Source organism: Paraburkholderia sp. SG-MS1 (assembly GCF_012275575.1).
Lineage (GTDB): Bacteria > Pseudomonadota > Gammaproteobacteria > Burkholderiales > Burkholderiaceae > Paraburkholderia.
The window spans coordinates 98,507-116,090 of the sequence record NZ_NPIH01000168.1; the positions used below are offsets into that span (position 1 = coordinate 98,507).

Sequence of the window (17,584 nt, forward strand, 5' to 3'; positions counted from 1 at the left end):
AAATGACATTTCCGCCAGGTGGATAAATCGCGCGCATGGACCGCTGGACGCAGATCGAACTTTTTGTTTTGACGGCTGAACTCGGCAGCCTGTCGAAAGCGGCTGAACGACTCGATATGTCCAACGCGGCGGCCAGCCGCACACTGAGCGCGCTTGAGGAGCGGTTGGGTACCCGCCTCATTGAGCGCACGACCCGCAGACAATGGCTTACGGACGCGGGAGAAGCGTACCGGCGCAGTTGCGTTGCTGTCCTTTCAGAGATGGCCGAAGCCGAGGCCGCGGCCAGCGACGCGACGTTGCGCCCGAGCGGAGTCTTGCGAGTGACAAGTTCTGTCTCATTCGCCACGCTGCACATTGCTCCATTTCTGACCGAATTCAACCGAAGATATCCGAGCATTTCCGTGCAGGTCATAGCGGCGAACCGCTACCCTGACTTCATTGAAGCTGGGATCGATATTGCGATTCGTACGCGTGAACACGAAGGCGATTCGGGAATTACGGTCCGCAAACTGGCGGATACTTCTCGCATTCTTGCCGCGTCACCTGCCTATCTCAACGAGTACGGCAGACCCGTCAGACCTGAGGATTTGGGCGAGCATCGGATGCTGGTCTACAACCTGGCGGTCGACCCATACATTCTTCACTTCCGGCGCGGCGAGGAAACGTGCGACGTTGCGATCACCAGTGTGCTCGATTCCAATGAAGGTCAAGTCATCGTCGCGGCAGGCCGGTCCGGCTTGGGAATAGTGATCCAGCCGCTCTATATTATTCATGAAGATATCGTCGCTGGACGCCTCGTACCCGTCCTCGAGGATTGGCAATTGCCCCGCCTTACCATCAATCTCGCCTATCAAAGTCGCCGGTATCAGCCTGCAAAGATCAGGGTTTTCACGGAATTCCTCATCGAATGGACGGAACGCCGGCAACTTGCCGCTAAATGGCGAGCTGTCTGAGAGTGAATGAGCGTCAATTTGCTGGGCCGGAGCCCTTTAGCCCGGCCGACTTGCGGGAAAACACGGATCGACTTTTCCCTTCAATGTAGCCTCGCAAAAGATATTTCCGCTTCGTGGAAATATGATTTCGCGGAGGCGCATATTTCTTTAGAGCGCGTTCGAATAGTCTACAGCCATGTCGTGAGTTGCAAAGCAGTGTTGCAGTGACGACAACGAAGCTGTGGAAGTCCACCGGTAAGCGAGCATCAAGCTGAAGATTGCGACGGCGATGCGACCGTATCCGCGCGAGACCCACGAACGCAGCGTTGCGAAAGCAAATATCAAATAGGAGATACAAATTGGACCGACTCAGAGACAAAGTCGCTTTGATCACCGGAGCCGCACAGGGCATCGGTTTGACCGTGGCGCAGACCTTCGCACGCGAGGGCGCGACGGTTATCGCGGCTGACATCAAGGCGAGTGACTCGAAAGAGTTCGACGTTCAACAACTCGATGTTTCGTCCCCAGCGGACTGGTCGCGTGTAGTGGAATCGGTCATCGCAAAACACGGGCGCATCGATGTGCTCGTCAACAACGCGGGCATCGTCTACTGCTATGAAACTTTGGATGGCACCGACCTGGACAGCTGGCAGAAAGTGCTGTCCGTGAACCTCACGGGCAGTTTCCTCGGAATCCAGGCCGTGCTGCCGTCGATGCGGGGTATGCGCAAGGGTTCAATCATCAATTTCTCGTCGATGTGGGGCATCGTAGGCACTGCCGGCGCCGCAGCCTACGCGGCAGCAAAAGGCGGCGTGCGCAACATGACCAAAAACGCGGCCGTCACGTACGCGCCCGAGAACATCCGGGTGAATTCGGTGCACCCGGGATTGATCAGAACGCCCCTCGTGACGAGCCAGCCCGACGACCTGAACGCAGAGATCATTGCAAAGACGCCGATGGGCCGCATGGGCACCCCCGAGGAAGTCGCGAACGTCTGCCTCTTCCTCGCCAGCGACGAATCCTCGTTTATGACAGGTGCTGAACTCGTGATCGACGGCGGGTATCTGGCGCAGTAACCGCTCGCCATGTACGCGTTGACTCGCCGCATCACAGTTTCATAAACCGAAGTGCTTTTATCGACGTCGACCGATGCTTCTTTGCACGATTGGCGAAACTCCATACAGCCTCAGCTCGTTCTGCAGGCATAAAGCAGGTGAAACGCATGTCTACTGACCTTCTCTCTCAATTCGGCCGACGCGTGCGAGTAGGCCTTGTCGGCGGCGGAAAAGATTCCGTCATCGGTCGCACACATCTGATCGCCATGCGAACCGACGGGTTTTACGACGTTGTTGCTGGCGCGATGTCGATTGACCCTGAGGTCGCGAAAGCATCGGCGCGGGCTGAGTTGATCGACGAAGACCGTGCCTACACCGATTTTCGCGTGATGGCAGAACGCGAAGCGGCGCGCGAAGACCGTATCGACGCAGTCGTGATTGCCACGCCCCCGCAGTTGCACTACGAGGTAGCACGCGTGTTCATGGAAAAAGGAATCGACGTCATCTGCGAAAAGCCGCTGACCCGTGACCTGGCCGAAGCACAACGCCTCAATGACCTCATCAAGCAACATGACCGGCTGTTCCTTCTCACGCATTGCTACACCGGCTACCCGATGGTCCGCGAAGCGCGCGCGATGGTAGCGGCGGGCGCACTTGGCAAGATCCAGTGCATTGAAGGCGAGCTGTGCGCCGGGTTCGTGGTTGACCCGCGGAATCCCGATCGCCATTGGCGCTTCCGCGAATCGTCGATGGGCAAGGGCGTTCTCCTCGGCGAAGTCGGCTCTCACGCCCATCACATCGTTTCGTACGTCACAGGGCTTCGCGTCGAGGAGGTGTCCGCCGAAATGACCACGTTCGCTGAAGGGCGCGAAGTGTATGACAACGCCTATCTGACGGCGCGTTTCGAAGGCGGCGCTCGCGGCCGCCTCTGGGGCAGCTATGTTGCAACCGGTAACGATCACGGTCTGTCATTCCGCATTTTTGGCGAGAAAGGCAGCCTCACCTGGGTTCAGGAAGAACCGGAAGTTCTCTGGTTCAAACCGCCGGGTGCGCCGGCCCAACGTCTGGCTCGCGGCTACGCAACCCTGTCACCGCAAGCAGCTGCTGCTACGCGCTTCACGGCTGGACACCCCGAAGGATACGCCCTCGCTTTCGCAAATCTCTACTCTGATTTCGCAAAGGCTTTGATGGCTAAGCGTCTTGAGTTGCCGTATCAGTCATACCTCGACGCAATTCCGGGCATTGCGGACGGCGTGCACACGATGTCGTTGATCGACGCGGCTGTCCGCTCCGCCGGGCAAGACGGCGCCTGGACCACTCTCACCCGGTAATTCGATCAAGCAGGGGGCAGGTGGCGAAAAGCTGAGTTCGGATAGGACAGTCGCGATCGGGACTCAGTTTGACAACGTTAGGTTTGCTTACCGTGTGACAAATTCCAGGAGAGGTTGACGTGCCGAGAGGCAGCTCGCTCGTGGACTTTCGATCCCCACCCGCGCCGCTCTCTTGCGACGCCCCAGTCCTAGAGTTCTTTTAAATCATAATCGGAGACAGTGATGTTCAAGAAAATCGTACTCGGTCTTGCAGCTAGCGGCTTGTTGGCAAGCGCTGTGTCAGCCAAGGAAATCAATTCGGTCGGAGTTGCGATCTATTCGCTCGGTGATCCCTTCCAGAACGCAATCTCCAAAGGCGTTACGGACCGAGCGAAGCAGAATAATCCGAACGTCAAGGTCATGACCGTCGCGTCGGACTACGACCTGAACAAACAGTTTTCTCAGGTCGACAATTTCATTTCGGCCAAGACCGATCTCATCATTCTGACCGCAGATGACCCGAAAGCGATTCTTCCGGCAATCAAACGTGCCGAGGCAGCCGGCATTCCTGTCATCGCTGTGGACGTTTCGGCGGACGGCGCAGCGGCCACCGTGCAGACCAACAACTTCAAGGCCGGCGAGATGGCATGCCAGTACCTGTCCGACAAACTGGGTGGGAAAGGCAAGGTCGTCATCCTGAACGGGCCGTCCGTTTCATCGATTCAGGACCGCGTCAAGGGCTGCCAGTCGGTTCTGAGCAAGGGCAAATTCGAGATCCTCTCTGACAACCAGAACGCAAAGGCGACGCGTGAGGGTGGTCTGACGGTTATGCAATCGCTGTTGACGCGCTTTCCGAAGGTAGACGGCGTCTTCACGGTCTGTGATCAGGAAGCCATCGGGGCGGATCTGGCGGCCAAACAGTTCAACCGAAAGGACTTCATGATCGTCAGCGTCGACGGCTCGCCCGAAGTGACCTCGCTTCTGAAATCGCCGTCGGCGATTCAAGGAACGGTTGCTCAAAGCCCGTATTCAATGGCACAGACGGCGTTCGATATCGGCAACGACATGCTGTCGAAGGGAAAGAAGCCTGCGAATGCAGTGATTCTGCTCGATCCGAAACTGGTCACGCGTGACAACGTTACCTCGTACAAGGGTTGGGGTGGTTAGGTTCGCCACTATCAATGCAGCGTAGACGACGCAGCATTGTGGCGCACGCCAGCATCCGCGTGCGCGAGCAACACATATGGAGACATGATGCCTACCGATAATCAGATTCCTCTGCTCGAAATGCGGAACGTCAGTAAGACATTCGTCGGCACGAAGGCACTTGATAACGTCCAACTGCGCGCGTGGGGCGGTGAAGTTCTCGCTCTTATGGGAGAGAACGGCGCAGGCAAGTCGACGCTGATGAAAATCCTATCTGGTGCCTATGAGGCCGATGCGGGTAGCGAGATCCTGATCGACGGCCAGCCGGTGACCATCGGAGATCCGTTGGAGGCGAAGAGATACGGCGTTTCGATTATCTATCAGGAACTGAGCCTCGCGCCTAATCTCACGGTCGCCGAAAACATCTATCTGGGGCGAGAGGTCTCCGCTCGCGGAATGGCTAATCGGCAGGCAATGTACGCGGGCTGCCGTGAAGTATTGGAACGCCTCGACGTTCCATTCACTGCCCGTACGATCGTCGGGACGCTTTCCATCGCAGAGCAGCAGTTGGTCGAGATCGGCCGGGCGCTGCACGCGAAATCGAGGATTCTGGTCCTTGACGAGCCGACTACCGCCTTATCGACTCGAGAAAGCGAGCGGCTGTTTGCGTTGATCCGGCAATTGCGCTCCGAAGGTATCGCCATCATTTACATCAGTCACCGGATGGAAGAGGTCTATGACCTGTCCGACCGTGTATCTGTGCTGCGGGACGGGCGGTACGTAGGAACGATTGACCGTGCCGAGCTATCGGCTCAGGCGATCGTCAAGATGATGGTTGGCCGGGACCTGTCGACCTTCTATATGAAGGAACATGATGCCGGCGGTAGCCGTGGTCCTGTCATCTTTGAAGCAAAGGACATCTCCGACGGCGACAAAATCAAGCGGTGCAGTTTCCAACTCCATCAAGGTGAGGTACTAGGAATTGCGGGACTGGTCGGATCAGGACGCACGGAGCTAGCCCGGTTGATATACGGGGCCGATGAGAAGGCGAGCGGAAAGGTCTTCATCAACGGTCAAGAAGTGAGCATTCGGCAACCGTCCGACGCCATCAAACACGGACTGGCATACCTGACGGAAGATCGCAAAGCATTGGGCCTCTTTCTCGACATGTCGTGCGCCGAAAACATTAATTTGGGCGTGATTTTTCCGGACGCACGCCCAGGCGGCTTCCTCAATCTGTCGAAAGGCAAAAAACGCGCGAACTCGGCCTTCGAGCAACTTCGTGTTCGGGCAGCAAGCCCCCTGGTCAACGTTGGAAGCCTCTCGGGCGGAAACCAGCAAAAGGTGCTGTTGTCGCGCTGGCTCCAGATCGGGCCGAAGGTGCTCATTCTCGACGAGCCCACGCGCGGCGTGGACATCGGCGCTAAATCTGAGATCTATCGGCTCATCGACGACCTGGCGCGTCAAGGAATTGGTGTCGTCGTGATTTCGAGCGAACTGGCGGAAATCATTGGGGTCTGCGATCGCACGCTCGTGATGCGTGGAGGTCATATCGTTGGCGAAGTCGGCGGCCCAAACAACGACGCAATCACGCAAGAAAACATCATGGCTCTCGCGGCAGGAGCGGATGCAACCCTCGATGCCGCCTGAAACACAGATTTGGAGACAATCATGAACAAGTCAACGCTTCATAGTCCTGCTGTAAAGCAAGAGCCAACCGACGCAGTCGGGATGTCGGCGCATAAAGTGCACGTTCGTCGGCTGATCAGTGCTATCGGTATGCTGCCGGTACTAATCATTCTTTGCGTCGCTTTCAACTTCGCTACCCAAGGCACGTTCTTCACCGGCCAAAACATTTCGATCGTCGCACAGCAGGCCGCCATCAATACAGTGTTGGCTGCAGGGATGACGTTCGTCATTCTGACCGGTGGCATCGATCTTTCGGTGGGTTCGATACTGGCGACTGCGGCGATGACGTCGATGATCTGCTCCCTCGACCCCTCGTTCGGCGCGTTCGCCCTTCCGGTCGGACTGTTGACGGGTATCGTTCTTGGCTCGATCAACGGTTTCCTCATCGCGTACCTGAAGCTTCCGCCGTTTATCGTCACGCTCGGTTCTCTTACCGCGGTGCGTGGACTTGCACGCTTGATCGGCAACGACGGTACGGTGATGAACCCCAACCTCAGCTTTGCATGGATCGGGAACGCAAGCTTCCTCGGTGTTCCGGTTCTGGCGATCATCGCGCTTGCCGTTATTCTGATTTCGTGGGTCATCCTTCGCCGTACCGTGCTGGGGATCTGGATCTATGCGATGGGGGGGAATCCTGCGGCAGCGCGTCTTTCCGGCATCAAGGTCAGCCTGATTCTGATGTTCGTCTATGCCGTGTCGGGGTTGCTTTCCGGTCTCGGTGGTGTGATGTCCGCGGCCCGACTCTATGCTGCGAATGGACTTCAGATCGGCATGGGCTATGAACTCGACGCCATTGCCGCAGTCATTCTCGGCGGCACGAGCTTTGTAGGCGGTGTGGGTTCGATTTGGGGGACTTTGGTCGGCGCGTTAATTATTGCCGTACTTTCTAATGGTCTCGTCATTCTCGGCGTGTCCGACATCTGGCAGTTCATTATCAAAGGCCTCGTCATCATCGCTGCAGTGGCACTCGATCGTTTTCGTCGCAGCGGTGAGAGCCGCACCTGATCATCAATAACCGCAAGCGAAGCGCGAGGTTAGTAGATTGGTCGCGCTTCGATTCGCCTTGACACACTTCGCTCGACCACGATTCGTAGCCGCAGCGAGGATAGCGTCGCTTCCTGCATGCAATGAGCCTGTTCGGGTGAGAATCCCATACGCATGCCGACACTCGGGTGCAGCGAGGCAAACGCAAATCCATCGGCATCTCTAAGAAAGCAAACTGAGACCTGGCGTTGATGCACGTAAGCGTCAATGTTCGCGCGCGCTCCAGGCACGTTGATTGGCACGGACCGATGAGCGCATTTTCATGCAATCCCCGGCGTTGACCCGCGCCCAGATTTGAATAGAACGATCACGTAAGCAGAAAAAATCCTAAAAAGAGACGGTCGTTTAATTAGTGGTGCAAATTGATAAATAATTATTGAATCGCGAATTGGAGATAGGAGAAGAAGATGAAGCGTATTATTTTTGGATCGCTGGCGATGGGCTTTGCGGCTGTTGCCAGCGCGCAAAGCAGCGTTACGCTGTACGGCATTGTGGATAACGGCTTGCAGTTTGAGACAGGCTTGCCAAAAGGTCATCGGTGGGCGGCGGAGTCGGGCAACTGGGCTGAATCACGCTTCGGCCTGAAAGGACTAGAGGACATTGGCGGCGGCACGTTCGTGACTTTCCAACTCGAGTCTCGACTCAACACGCAGAATGGAACGTACGCGAATGGGTCGCTCTTCGCGGGTCAGGCGACGGTCGGAATGAGTAACCCGACTTACGGGTCGTTCCGGATGGGTAACTTCGGCGCTAGCGAGCTGCTCCAGTACGCAGGTATTCTGGATCCTCAACAGACGCAAAAATACTCGTTTGGCACGCTTGTGAGAGGCCGCATGTTTCCCCAGGCAGCCAACGGATTCGAGTATCTGTCTCCGAGCTTCGGGGGATTCACAGTGCAAGGTCAGTACAATCTGACGAATTCGACGACATGGAACGCAGGCAACCCGGGCAGCGCTCCTAGCCAACTTGGAACATCGACCGGGCTCGGCAGTTCGCAGGGCCGGGCCGACGGCATCAAACTGGAATACAACTCACACAATCTCGATGTGCAGGCGATCTATGACGAGATTCGTGACGGGAACGGGAAGTTCAGCAACGTCTATCTTGCTTCGCGTTCCATCTTCACGGGCGGCTCATACGTCTGGGGCCCAGTGACGGTCTATGCAGGGTATCAGCACCTGAGCGCGCCAGACGCTTCCAATGCTGGCTTCTATGGAACGGCGAATGCGTCGGCGTTGCCCGCGGGCGCGTCGCTGCCGACGAAGGTCGATCAGGCGTGGGCCGGCGCACGTTGGGCGGTGACACCCGCGACGTTCCTGACTGGCGCGGTGTATCACGCCAATGCGAACAACGGTAACGGAAATGCCACGTTGTACACGCTTTCGGGTGCGTATCTGCTTTCGAAGCGTACCCGCGTTTATACCGAACTGGGCTACCTGCATAACAGTTCGACATCAAATCTCGGTCTCAACGGTGGCTTGTACGGAGCTAACACGAACGACGATCCGGTAAACGGCAATCCGTCGAGCACGAATCCGAACTTTGGTCACAGCCAGTTCGGTGCTTTCGCCGGCATTGCTACGCAGTTCTGATATCGCGGAAGAGTGGCGACGAGACCTGTAGGTCGCGCCGTCGCTTCCATGCGAGCAAGGCGAAGATATTAGTCGTGAGTTTAACGAACGCGCGTAAAGATGGAATGCGCCCGGCGGATGCCTTCTGACCATCGGTATTTTGGAGACGAGAATGACTTCCAGGCAAATCAAGGCACTTGTGTTCGGCGTGACCTGTTCACTTTTCCTGCTTTCAGTTGCTCAAGCACAACCTGCCAGCGATCAAGCTTCAACGATGGACAGTTCGAGCACTTCTACTCAGGCCCAGAAGGCAACAAAGAAGGCTGAGCGGAAAGCTCGCCGTGAAAAGAAGAATGCCGAGTTGAGCAAACTCGAGAAGAAAGGCTACAACCCCTCTGGCGACCAACTTCGATATCCGCAGAACGTTCAGAACGCGGAAAAGAAAGCGAACCCCCAAGGTACCGGAGTAGCGGTACCCGCTTCAGCACCTTGACGTCTACTTTCAGGATCGCTGAAAGCGACATAAGGTCTTAGTTGACGACAGCGATCTTACGCGTGTGGGCGGCTCGGCGGCTGGGGGCGACTGGGACTTTCGGAGCGGCCGGACCAGCGCCCGACGCAGGCGTGCTCGGTCGCGCAACGCGGGCTGGCTCACGCGCGTTCGCTGTCCCACGGAAGCGAATGCGTCCACCTCGAAATCGAGTTGCTGACTGCGCGACTGGTCGCCGTCGCCGGTTCGGGCCAAGCCTGCGTTGCGTCGATGGCGCATGATTTCGAGCGCGCTATCCATGAGGCAGAAGCCCTGTCGCTTCATGCGGACGTAGTTGAGGGATTTCATAGCCTCTCATGGCTGGCACAGCAGGCAAACGACATCGAGCGCACGCGTGAGGTGACGATCCGCGCCGAAACGGCCGCCCGGAAGGCCGATGCGGCGACGCGCTGCAGGCAACTCGCGAACACGGGCCGATGTCTGCTCGAGCTGGAGCGCGATCTGCCTCGCGCGCGCGGCGTTCTTCAGGAAGCGGGCGACCACTGGCGCGAGTACCAGTGTCTCGTCTGGCTCGCGACGATGATTTTCGAACGCGGCGCGTATCGGGACGTTAGGCGGCTGGCACGGGAGATCATCATCGACGCCGCCCGGAAAATGGGAGACTCCCGTGCGTCTTTTGCCGAAGATTGCTGGCCGACAAGCCGCTTGCTCCGCGCGGGCAGGCGGCACTGCAACGGCTTTACGATCACTATCCACGCATTGAAACGGTGGTTCAAACGCAGCCGCATTAATCTTTGGCGAGTGCCAACTCGCGGCTATGTAGGACTGACATGTCGCACGTCCTGGTCGAAAGGAGCTTTCCGACGCCACAGTCGGACACGGACTTGTCCGTCGTCGAAGACCGCCTTGCGCCGTGCAGCGAACTATACGGCGTCGTCTGGATACGAAGCGTGGTATCCGTCGATCGCCGGTACATGATCTATGAGTATGAAGCGCCCGATGCGGAAACGGTCCGCAAGGTGCAACGGGATGCTGGCGCTGTGTTCGATCATATCTGGTCGGGCGAGGTCATCCAGAGCTGAGCCGCCTCGCGTTGGCAAGAGCCGCGGCGTCCGAAAGACACTGGAAACGCTAAGGGCTCCAAGGGATCTTGCCCTATGATTCGGCGGTGCACGCAGTCGCCGCCGATTGTCTTCGTCAGGCGGAATGACCGCACCTGGGTGTTCGTCCGCCGTTCCAGGGACCGACATAGTTGCCGTTGAAAGGCCGTTCATGGCCGAGCCCTGTTAAATAACGGACGTGCAAGCTTCGGCCTTGGCGGATCTGAATGGGTCGGCGCGGCGCAGCATTTTTTCGATTCTCTTTTTGGCTTCGCCGTGGCAGCTCCAGGGGCGGTTCTTTACTCCAGGAGGAGTGCGCCCGGGAGGCCGTGAGGCTCGGGTCGCGTTTCGATTGACGAACGAGTCGCTAGTCACTCAGATGTCCGGACGCTGGCCGCGCACGGGGCTGACCGATTCGAGCAGCGACGCCACATGAAGAATGGTTGACTCAGCCTGCCAGCTGCCGACAATCTGCACATTGATAGGCAGGCCCTCTTTGCTCGTGCCGAATCGCATCGAAATGCCGGGCAAGCCTGTGACGTTCAGCGGTACGGTTGCGCCTTGGAGATAGGTCGCGTCCACGGTGCGGCCATCGATCGTGAACGTGTCCACGCCATGCTTGTGAGCCGGAATCGGCAGCACATGCGTAATCAACGTGTCGTATCGGCGGAAGTACTCGGCGTATCCGTCTCGCAGACGCTCGGCGGCCTGTTCGGCGTCGATATAGTCTTTCATCGAAGTGTCCGGCAACGCGAGCATGGTCCTGGCCATCTTGTAGAGTTCGTGCTGACCGCGCCCGGCCGTCGCTTGCGCAAAGGCAGGCTTCATTTCCATCACGTGCAGGCGGTTGAAGACATCGAGAGCAAAGTCACGCTCGAGCGCGGGAATGCGTACGGGCTCCACCAGAATGCCCAAGCCCTTGAGCGCCTCCGCCGCCGCCTGCACCGTTGCGGCAACTTCTGAATCCACTGGTCCGAAGCCGGGTCCGACCATCCAGCCCACCCGGAGGGGACGGTCCGGCGAACGGTCGGCTCCGACATCGTACGGGACGGTGCTGCTCGCAAATGCGTCGTGGCCATCAGGACCCGACAGTTGCGAAAACGCGAGTGCGAGGTCGCGGATGCTGCGAGCCATCGGACCAACGTGCCAGAAGCGGCGCGGAGCGCGCGGCCAGATTCCTGTCATCGGCACGCGTCCGTGAGTAGCCTTGAGCGACACGATGCCTGTTTGCGCAGCGGGTCCGCGCACCGAGATCGCCAGATCGGTGCCGAGACCGAGCGGCGACATGCCCGCTGCGATAGCCGCCGATTCGCCGCCGCTGGAGCCGCCCGGCGTGCGCTCCAGACTCCATGGATTGTTCGATCGACCGCTGAGCAGATTGTCGCTTTCGATCCAGTACGAGAACTCGGGCAAGTTCGTTTTTGCGAGGAGGATGCCGCCTGCGGTTTTCAACCGGGCCACGCTGGTCGCGTCCGCGTCGGGAACCCGTCCCTTGAAGATGGGCGAGCCACGCTGGGTTGCCACGCCTGCGGTATCGATCGAATCCTTCGCGGTGAAGGGCACGCCGTGCAGCGGCCCCAACGCCTGTCCCGCCAGCACTGCCGCTTCAGCAGCCCGGGCGGCTTTCAGCGCATCGTCTGCAACAGTGACGATGGCGTTGACTTTCGGATCGACGGCCTGGATGCGATCCAGGTGCGCCTGCACGACCTCGACGGGCGACACTTCGCGCGTGCGAATGAGTTCGGCCAAACGGGTGGCGTCGAAGTGAAACAGTTCGGAGCTCATGGGTTTCCTTTGGGCAGTGCGATTGCGATACGGTTGAAGAGTTTGTCTACGTATCGATCGTTAGCCTATTCGCCTCAAAAAATGCCAGCGGTTCATTGCATGGCAGGTGACGGTTGATTGCCGACCTAACGTTTGTTAGGTCAAATTTAAGCGACACGCTTCGGGTCGTCAACCATTTTTTATTTGAAACTGTTTTGACCAGTGAAGCCGTCACCCGCTCGGGAGACAGGATCCTTGCTGCCGCCACGAGAATGGCGCAGGTGCACGGCTATGGCGGGCTGAACATTTGCGAGCTCGCGCAGGACGTGGGCATCAAGGCTGCCAGCATCTACCACCGTTTCGCGAGCAAGGCCGCCCTGGCGGCGGCGGTCGCGCGACGCTACTTCGAGGATTCGGCGCCGCTCTGGAAGCTCTCCCGGCGGCATCGGGCGCTCCGCTTGTCAGCTTGCGTCGACGCGTGCAGACAACGTCAATTTCGGGGGCGCGCGCCTGCTCGATAACATCGGATCTCGCGTGAGGAACTGCTGCGAATATGTGTGCCGGAATATGCTGTTATCGGAGCGCAACAAAGTCTGCAGCGACGTAAGGTCTATCTGTCGGGGACAACGACGTCTGCAGCATCGCGAAAAATTGCTGTGGGGCGCACCATTCTGGATCGATCTCGTACAGTGCTGTGAGACCGGTTCGGCCAGGGAGGGTTGCGCGTCTGGTTCCTCGATCGGCCATTAAAGAGACCGTCTAAATTGGAACGCGGTCGTTCGCGGGTTGGCCACCGCTGCTTGCGGCCGAGTCATTTCAAGGGACTTGCGTGCACTTGTCGAGTGCTCCATATGACGGCGTGCCCAAGCTGATCAAAGTCGTTCTGAATTGCAGCTTCTCCCATCTGAATTATTTATCGGCTTATGGCATCGATGATCTCACGGCTCGCTGCGTCGGGATGTCGGGGATGCCTGCTGCGCCTTTAATGATAGGCCCCGCACGGCAGATCTCAGGCTGCCCCCTGCATCGACCGACTTCGCCGGCGAGTGGGCCGGTTGCATCTCAGTATGGTTTACCCGACGCTTCTTTTGCATCGTAATTTCGATAGCGTGCGCCGATGCGAGGATCGATGGCCATCGCAGCGCAGATCGATGGCGATCTGCGTCAAGCGTGCGATTCTGGTGTCGCTGGCCGTCGAAACGCGGAGCACATTCAGGCAGATCAGGAGAGAAGTATGCGTCTAGGTTGGTACTCTAGCCTCGAGCCGGTCGAGCGACGAACGTTTTGGGCGTGTTTCGCCGGCTTTGGCCTCGATTCGATGGATTCGACGATTTTTTCGCTGGTCATTCCGGCGCTCATTGCCACCTTGGGGCTCTCGCATCCTCAGGTGGGGTACCTCGCGACCGCGGCGCTCATGGGGACTGCCATCGGTGGTTGGGGGGCAGGGATTCTCGCCGACAAGATAGGACGTGTGCGCATCCTGCAGTTCACGATCGTCTGGGTCGCCGTTTCCACCATTGCCGCTGCGTTCGCGGACTCGTTCCCGGTGCTGTTCGGCATCAGATTTCTGCAGGGCTTGGGCTACGGCGGCGAAGCAGCGGTCGGTGGCGTCCTGATCAGCGAAGTCATCCGGCCGGTTCTGCGAGGCCGAGTCGCGGCCGCCGTTCAAAGTGGCTATGCGCTCGGATATGCCGTGTCGGTTGCCTTGCTGCCGATTATCGCTTCGCTGTTTCCCGAGCAGTTCGGCTGGCGTGTGTTCTTCGCGCTCGGCGTGGTGCCCGCCGGCCTGGTCTTCTTCATTCGCCGGCTGGTTCCTGAATCCGGGGTGTACGCCGAAGCGAAGGCGGCCCGTCACAACGGCGCAGCAGCCACACCGTTCTGGGAGATTTTCACGACACGCCACTTGCGTCGGACGCTGGCGGCAGTTGTCATGGCGACCGGCATCTTCGGCGGGGCGTATGTCATGATCACCTGGCTCCCGACCTATCTGCGAACCACGCTGCACCTCTCGGTTGGATCGAGTGCGGGCTACCTGGCCTGCAATATTCTGGGGTCGCTGGTCGGTCCGCTCTTATACGGTTTTCTGTCGGACCGACTTGGCCGCCGACCGGCGTTCATGACCTTCCTCGTTCTGCAGGCGGCAAACGTGGCGATCTATCTGCTAGCACCGATTGGCGCAAGCGTCACCGTCGTCCTCAGCTTTTTCCTTGGCGCGTTTCAAGGCGCTTTGGCGTCCGGCATGCTTCCGACTTTTGCCGAACTGTTCCCGACCAACGTCCGCGCAAGCGGCCAGGGATTCTGCCTCGGAGGAGGACGCGGCTTTGGGTCGGTCGTGCCGGCCACTGTTGGATTGCTCGCAGCGACCCTGCCACTTGGAACTGCGATGGGTGTATGCGCACTGTGTGCTTACGGCGTTGCGTTCCTTGCGGCGATGTTCTTGCCGGAGACTAGTGGAACCGACCTGCACGAGGCGTCGCATGATCGCGCCGCGCATGCTGCCGACAAACACGGGCATGCGCAGCGTCTGGACCATGAACGCGCATGACGTCGGGGGAGAGCGAGTTAAAGGCTGCTCTCCATGTTTTTGCGTTCGCCATAGTTGGTTTCCTGACCGACGCTGGAGGATGGCGTGCTGCCGATCGCGCCTCGCGAGGTTGAAGCTGCGTACGCAAGGTGCGCGAATCAGCACCCGGCCAGTTTCTGCCACCCGTCATAGCGCGGTCACTCGGAAGGCCGCTTCGCTCTGGCTAGCTGCCGTCCGATTTCCCACCGCATGACCGGCGGCAGTGAGTCGTCAAATGCATCAGGCAGCACGCGGTCAGTGTCGGCCGTTCACCCGTACGAGCGTGACGCTACCAACATGCCGATGTTCCGGCGCCAGAAGTGCCGGCCGCTAGTTCAGCCGCACGCGGGCTGAGACATCGCACGACATGTTTCGACGATTGCCCGAACGGCGCCTGCTCTTGCTTCAGTGCGGAAACTGTCGGGCCAATTCACCCGGCGCCGCAGCGCGCCGTTCGGGAATTGGACGATGAACTCGCTCAAACGCAGTTGCATGTTCGTTCAACACCAGTCCCTGCTGTTGTCTTATATGCAGCTGTACACCTCGCTGACACGAGTGATCGTCCAATCGATTGAATTGCCTGTCATCGACGTTGCAGCGAAGGCAACACCGTGGTTCGTGGATACGCCTTCCGGGCCGCGTTGCTAGAAGATACCGTTCATACCGTTGTATTCATTCTCGTCCTTCAACGGAGAACACCATGCGATTGAGGCTCTTTTTGACAGCGACTCTTTGCGCTTCGATGGCGCTGCTGGCCATTCCGGCGACGGCAGGCGCGGAACCGTTCACGATCAAAGTCGACGACCTGAGTCGCGGATACTTCGCGAACGAGCAGGTATACGGAGGCTTTGGCTGTCACGGTAACAACGTTTCGCCGCGCATTTCATGGGCTCATGTTCCGCGCGGCACCAAGAGCATAGTCGTGACGATTTTCGATCCTGATGCGCCGACCGGAGGGCTCGGCTGGACTCACTGGGAGATCGCCAACATTTCCCCTTCGGAGTCGTCACTCGAAAAGGGGGCCTCAGGCAACCCGAAGCTTCTGCCCGCAGGCGCGGTTGAGACGTTGACCGACTTTGGCGAATCCAGGTACGGTGGACCCTGTCCGCCCAAGGGAGAGTCGCACCGATATGTCGTGACGGCGTCCGCTCTCGACGTGGCACTCATCGATGTCGGGGCGGCGGCGAGTCCCGCCGTCGTCGCCTATCAGATGCATGGGAAAGTCATTGCTCAGGCGAAGTATGTCGCCAGGTACCATCGCGCCCTGACTAACGATTGACGGCCGCCAGCGTTGAGATGTCGGCAACCGCTCCAGGCGCCCGGTTGCCGGTAAAACGGCTTGCGTATTCGCATTGTTCGTTCAAACGGACACGAATTACGCCAACGACATTCCGCCATCGACGTTCAGGCTGATGCCGGTCACGAAGCTGCTTTCATCGCTTACGAGAAAGAGCGCGGTGTGAGCCAGCTCTTCTGCGCGGCCCAGCCGGCCAAGCGGAATCTTTTCCGCAACGGCGTTCTCGAATGCGGGCCGATCGCTGGCAGCGATACCCATCTTGGAGAGAATAGGCGTGTCGACGGGGCCTGGACTGATCACATTGACGCGGATGCTACGCTCCTTGAATTCGAGCGCCCAACTGCGCGCGAAAGCTTCGATTGCCGCTTTACTGCCGGCGTACACCGCATGGCCGTCGAATACCTTCGAACTCGCGATGGAACTCGTCAACAGAATGGCGCCTCCGTCGCGAAGTTGCGACGCGATTTTCTGAACGCCGAAGAAAACCGACCGGGTATTCGTCGCGAATTGCGCATCGTACTCGTCGGGCGTGACCAGACCTGAGCGGGCAATCGTGTTGACGCCCGCGTTGGCGACGTAAATGTCGAGCCCCCCGAACCGGTCGGCAACCAATGACGTAACGCGGTCGTGCGTTGCAGGATCGGCGAGGTCGCCGGTCAGCCCCAATGCCTGATCGCCAAGCTCGGCCACCGCTGCATTTACCGCGGCCTGACGGCGTCCGACGATCAGCACATGGGCACCCTCTGTCACAAACAACTTTGCCATGGCAAAGCCGATGCCGCTATTGCCGCCAGTGATGACAGCGACCTTATTTGCAAGTCTGTTCATTTTAAGCTCCGTTGTTCCACGCGGACCTCGCGTTGAGTGACAAGTTACCTGTGGGTGATGCGACAGCCCAGTCGTCCAGCGGAGCTATCAGTTTTTCCAAATGGTCACTAATGTCTCTTGAGAACTTGAATGGCCTATCGGCCTTTGTTCGAGCGGCCGAGACCGGATCGTTCACCGGGGCGGCGCGCTTGCTCGGCACGACGCCGTCCGCTGTGTCGCGAAGCGTTGCGCGATTGGAGAAGCGTCTCGGCATCAAGCTTTTCCGCCGCTCGACAAGGGCCACCGTCCTGACAATGGAGGGGCAAACTTACTATGAACGCATCGCACCGCTCATACGAGGCCTCGAAGAGGCAGATGATGGGCTGGCTACGCCGCTGGCTGCGGTTGGCAAGCTTCGTGTCAGTATGCCCGGCGCGTTGGGGCACATTCTTCTCGACCCACTCACCGGAGACCTGATGACACGCCATCCGGGGCTATTGCTCGATGTAAATGTGAGTGACCATCATGTCGATGTGATCCGCGAGGGGTTCGATCTGGTCATCAGGGCCGGAGAGGTTGTCGACAGCGGTTTGCATGCGCGGAAATTGGGCGATTTGCCGCTAGTGCTCGTGGCCTCGTCTGAATATTTAGGCCGTTACGGTGTGCCGAACTCGGTGGCTGATCTCGGTATGCACCGCCATGTTCGTTACAAACTTGCTGGACGCGCACTACCTATCATGTTCGCGGACGGTGTCAGCGTGCCGCTGGAAGGTGCATTCGACGCTGACAGTGGCGACGCCATGAGACTGGCGGCGT

The 17,584-nt window shown here is 58.8% G+C and carries 15 protein-coding genes and 2 pseudogenes; 15 read left to right on the forward strand and 2 right to left on the reverse strand.

Features of this window, described 5'->3' with window-relative positions:
* The first annotated feature begins 35 nt into the window (after nucleotides 1-35).
* The 10 genes from CIC12_RS13170 (at nucleotide 36) to CIC12_RS13215 (ending at nucleotide 10,319) form a co-directional block, all read left to right on the forward strand.
* Nucleotides 36-953 carry a LysR family transcriptional regulator gene (locus CIC12_RS13170; RefSeq protein WP_168664540.1) on the forward strand — a complete coding sequence of 306 codons (918 nt, stop codon included), beginning with the start codon at nucleotides 36-38 and terminating at the stop codon, nucleotides 951-953.
* 338 nt (nucleotides 954-1,291) lie between these two features.
* Nucleotides 1,292-2,008, forward strand: coding sequence for an SDR family NAD(P)-dependent oxidoreductase (locus CIC12_RS13175; RefSeq protein ID WP_168664541.1), 717 nt, complete (start codon nucleotides 1,292-1,294; stop codon nucleotides 2,006-2,008).
* Between the two features lie 146 nt (nucleotides 2,009-2,154).
* The gene (locus CIC12_RS13180) at nucleotides 2,155-3,318 is read left to right on the forward strand and encodes a Gfo/Idh/MocA family protein (protein WP_168664542.1); all 1,164 of its coding nucleotides are present in this window, start codon (nucleotides 2,155-2,157) and stop codon (nucleotides 3,316-3,318) included.
* A 222-nt stretch (nucleotides 3,319-3,540) separates the two neighbouring features.
* Complete coding sequence (locus CIC12_RS13185; protein WP_168664543.1) at nucleotides 3,541-4,464, forward strand: ABC transporter substrate-binding protein; 924 nt, start codon at nucleotides 3,541-3,543, stop codon at nucleotides 4,462-4,464.
* Nucleotides 4,465-4,548: 84 nt separating this feature from the next.
* Nucleotides 4,549-6,093 (forward strand): sugar ABC transporter ATP-binding protein, encoded by a 1,545-nt coding sequence (locus tag CIC12_RS13190; protein WP_202984868.1) that lies wholly within the window; start codon nucleotides 4,549-4,551, stop codon nucleotides 6,091-6,093.
* A gap of 81 nt (nucleotides 6,094-6,174) precedes the next feature.
* On the forward strand, nucleotides 6,175-7,137 hold the full coding sequence (locus CIC12_RS13195; RefSeq protein WP_238812579.1) for an ABC transporter permease subunit: 963 nt from the start codon (nucleotides 6,175-6,177) through the stop codon (nucleotides 7,135-7,137).
* Nucleotides 7,138-7,583: 446 nt separating this feature from the next.
* On the forward strand, nucleotides 7,584-8,768 hold the full coding sequence (locus CIC12_RS13200; protein ID WP_168664545.1) for a porin: 1,185 nt from the start codon (nucleotides 7,584-7,586) through the stop codon (nucleotides 8,766-8,768).
* Nucleotides 8,769-8,919: 151 nt separating this feature from the next.
* Nucleotides 8,920-9,240, forward strand: a complete 321-nt coding sequence (locus CIC12_RS13205; protein WP_168664546.1) for a hypothetical protein — start codon at nucleotides 8,920-8,922, stop codon at nucleotides 9,238-9,240.
* A gap of 210 nt (nucleotides 9,241-9,450) precedes the next feature.
* Complete coding sequence (locus CIC12_RS33085) at nucleotides 9,451-10,215, forward strand: hypothetical protein (RefSeq protein ID WP_238812583.1); 765 nt, start codon at nucleotides 9,451-9,453, stop codon at nucleotides 10,213-10,215.
* Nucleotides 10,122-10,319 carry a nickel-binding protein gene (locus tag CIC12_RS13215; RefSeq protein ID WP_238812571.1) on the forward strand — a complete coding sequence of 66 codons (198 nt, stop codon included), beginning with the start codon at nucleotides 10,122-10,124 and terminating at the stop codon, nucleotides 10,317-10,319. The genes CIC12_RS33085 and CIC12_RS13215 overlap by 94 nt, the downstream gene beginning before the upstream one ends.
* Nucleotides 10,320-10,712: 393 nt before the next feature.
* Here CIC12_RS13215 and CIC12_RS13220 read toward each other — a convergent pair whose 3' ends face one another.
* Nucleotides 10,713-12,122, reverse strand: coding sequence for an amidase (locus CIC12_RS13220; RefSeq protein WP_168664548.1), 1,410 nt, complete (start codon nucleotides 12,120-12,122; stop codon nucleotides 10,713-10,715).
* Nucleotides 12,123-12,373: 251 nt separating this feature from the next.
* Here CIC12_RS13220 and CIC12_RS13225 point away from each other — a divergent pair.
* The 4 genes and pseudogenes from CIC12_RS13225 to CIC12_RS13240 form a co-directional block, all read left to right on the forward strand.
* A pseudogene (locus CIC12_RS13225) lies at nucleotides 12,374-12,588 on the forward strand (TetR family transcriptional regulator); the annotation flags it as partial.
* A 642-nt stretch (nucleotides 12,589-13,230) separates the two neighbouring features.
* A complete protein-coding gene (locus CIC12_RS13230) occupies nucleotides 13,231-14,646 on the forward strand; it encodes an MFS transporter (protein WP_238812573.1) in 1,416 nt (471 codons plus the stop codon).
* 486 nt (nucleotides 14,647-15,132) lie between these two features.
* Nucleotides 15,133-15,312, forward strand: a complete 180-nt coding sequence (locus tag CIC12_RS13235; RefSeq protein ID WP_168664549.1) for a hypothetical protein — start codon at nucleotides 15,133-15,135, stop codon at nucleotides 15,310-15,312.
* Between the two features lie 52 nt (nucleotides 15,313-15,364).
* Complete coding sequence (locus CIC12_RS13240; RefSeq protein ID WP_168664550.1) at nucleotides 15,365-15,943, forward strand: YbhB/YbcL family Raf kinase inhibitor-like protein; 579 nt, start codon at nucleotides 15,365-15,367, stop codon at nucleotides 15,941-15,943.
* A gap of 96 nt (nucleotides 15,944-16,039) precedes the next feature.
* On the opposite strand, the gene CIC12_RS13245 is transcribed toward CIC12_RS13240, so the two are convergent.
* Nucleotides 16,040-16,789, reverse strand: coding sequence for an SDR family NAD(P)-dependent oxidoreductase (locus tag CIC12_RS13245; protein ID WP_168664551.1), 750 nt, complete (start codon nucleotides 16,787-16,789; stop codon nucleotides 16,040-16,042).
* Between the two features lie 110 nt (nucleotides 16,790-16,899).
* Between CIC12_RS13245 and CIC12_RS13250 the strand changes: the two are divergent.
* Nucleotides 16,900-17,577, forward strand: a pseudogene (locus CIC12_RS13250) (LysR family transcriptional regulator); the annotation flags it as partial.
* Nucleotides 17,578-17,584: the final 7 nt, after the last annotated feature.

Coding starts and splice junctions, on each gene's coding strand:
- CIC12_RS13170 (WP_168664540.1), top strand. CDS start 36: ATGGACCGCTGGACGCAGATCGAACTTTTTGTTTTGACGGCTGAACTC.
- CIC12_RS13180 (WP_168664542.1), top strand. CDS start 2,155: ATGTCTACTGACCTTCTCTCTCAATTCGGCCGACGCGTGCGAGTAGGC.
- CIC12_RS13185 (WP_168664543.1), top strand. CDS start 3,541: ATGTTCAAGAAAATCGTACTCGGTCTTGCAGCTAGCGGCTTGTTGGCA.
- CIC12_RS13190 (WP_202984868.1), top strand. CDS start 4,549: ATGATGCCTACCGATAATCAGATTCCTCTGCTCGAAATGCGGAACGTC.
- CIC12_RS13195 (WP_238812579.1), top strand. CDS start 6,175: ATGTCGGCGCATAAAGTGCACGTTCGTCGGCTGATCAGTGCTATCGGT.
- CIC12_RS13200 (WP_168664545.1), top strand. CDS start 7,584: ATGAAGCGTATTATTTTTGGATCGCTGGCGATGGGCTTTGCGGCTGTT.
- CIC12_RS13205 (WP_168664546.1), top strand. CDS start 8,920: ATGACTTCCAGGCAAATCAAGGCACTTGTGTTCGGCGTGACCTGTTCA.
- CIC12_RS13220 (WP_168664548.1), bottom strand. CDS start 12,122: ATGAGCTCCGAACTGTTTCACTTCGACGCCACCCGTTTGGCCGAACTC.
- CIC12_RS13230 (WP_238812573.1), top strand. CDS start 13,231: ATGGCCATCGCAGCGCAGATCGATGGCGATCTGCGTCAAGCGTGCGAT.
- CIC12_RS13235 (WP_168664549.1), top strand. CDS start 15,133: ATGAACTCGCTCAAACGCAGTTGCATGTTCGTTCAACACCAGTCCCTG.
- CIC12_RS13240 (WP_168664550.1), top strand. CDS start 15,365: ATGCGATTGAGGCTCTTTTTGACAGCGACTCTTTGCGCTTCGATGGCG.
- CIC12_RS13245 (WP_168664551.1), bottom strand. CDS start 16,789: ATGAACAGACTTGCAAATAAGGTCGCTGTCATCACTGGCGGCAATAGC.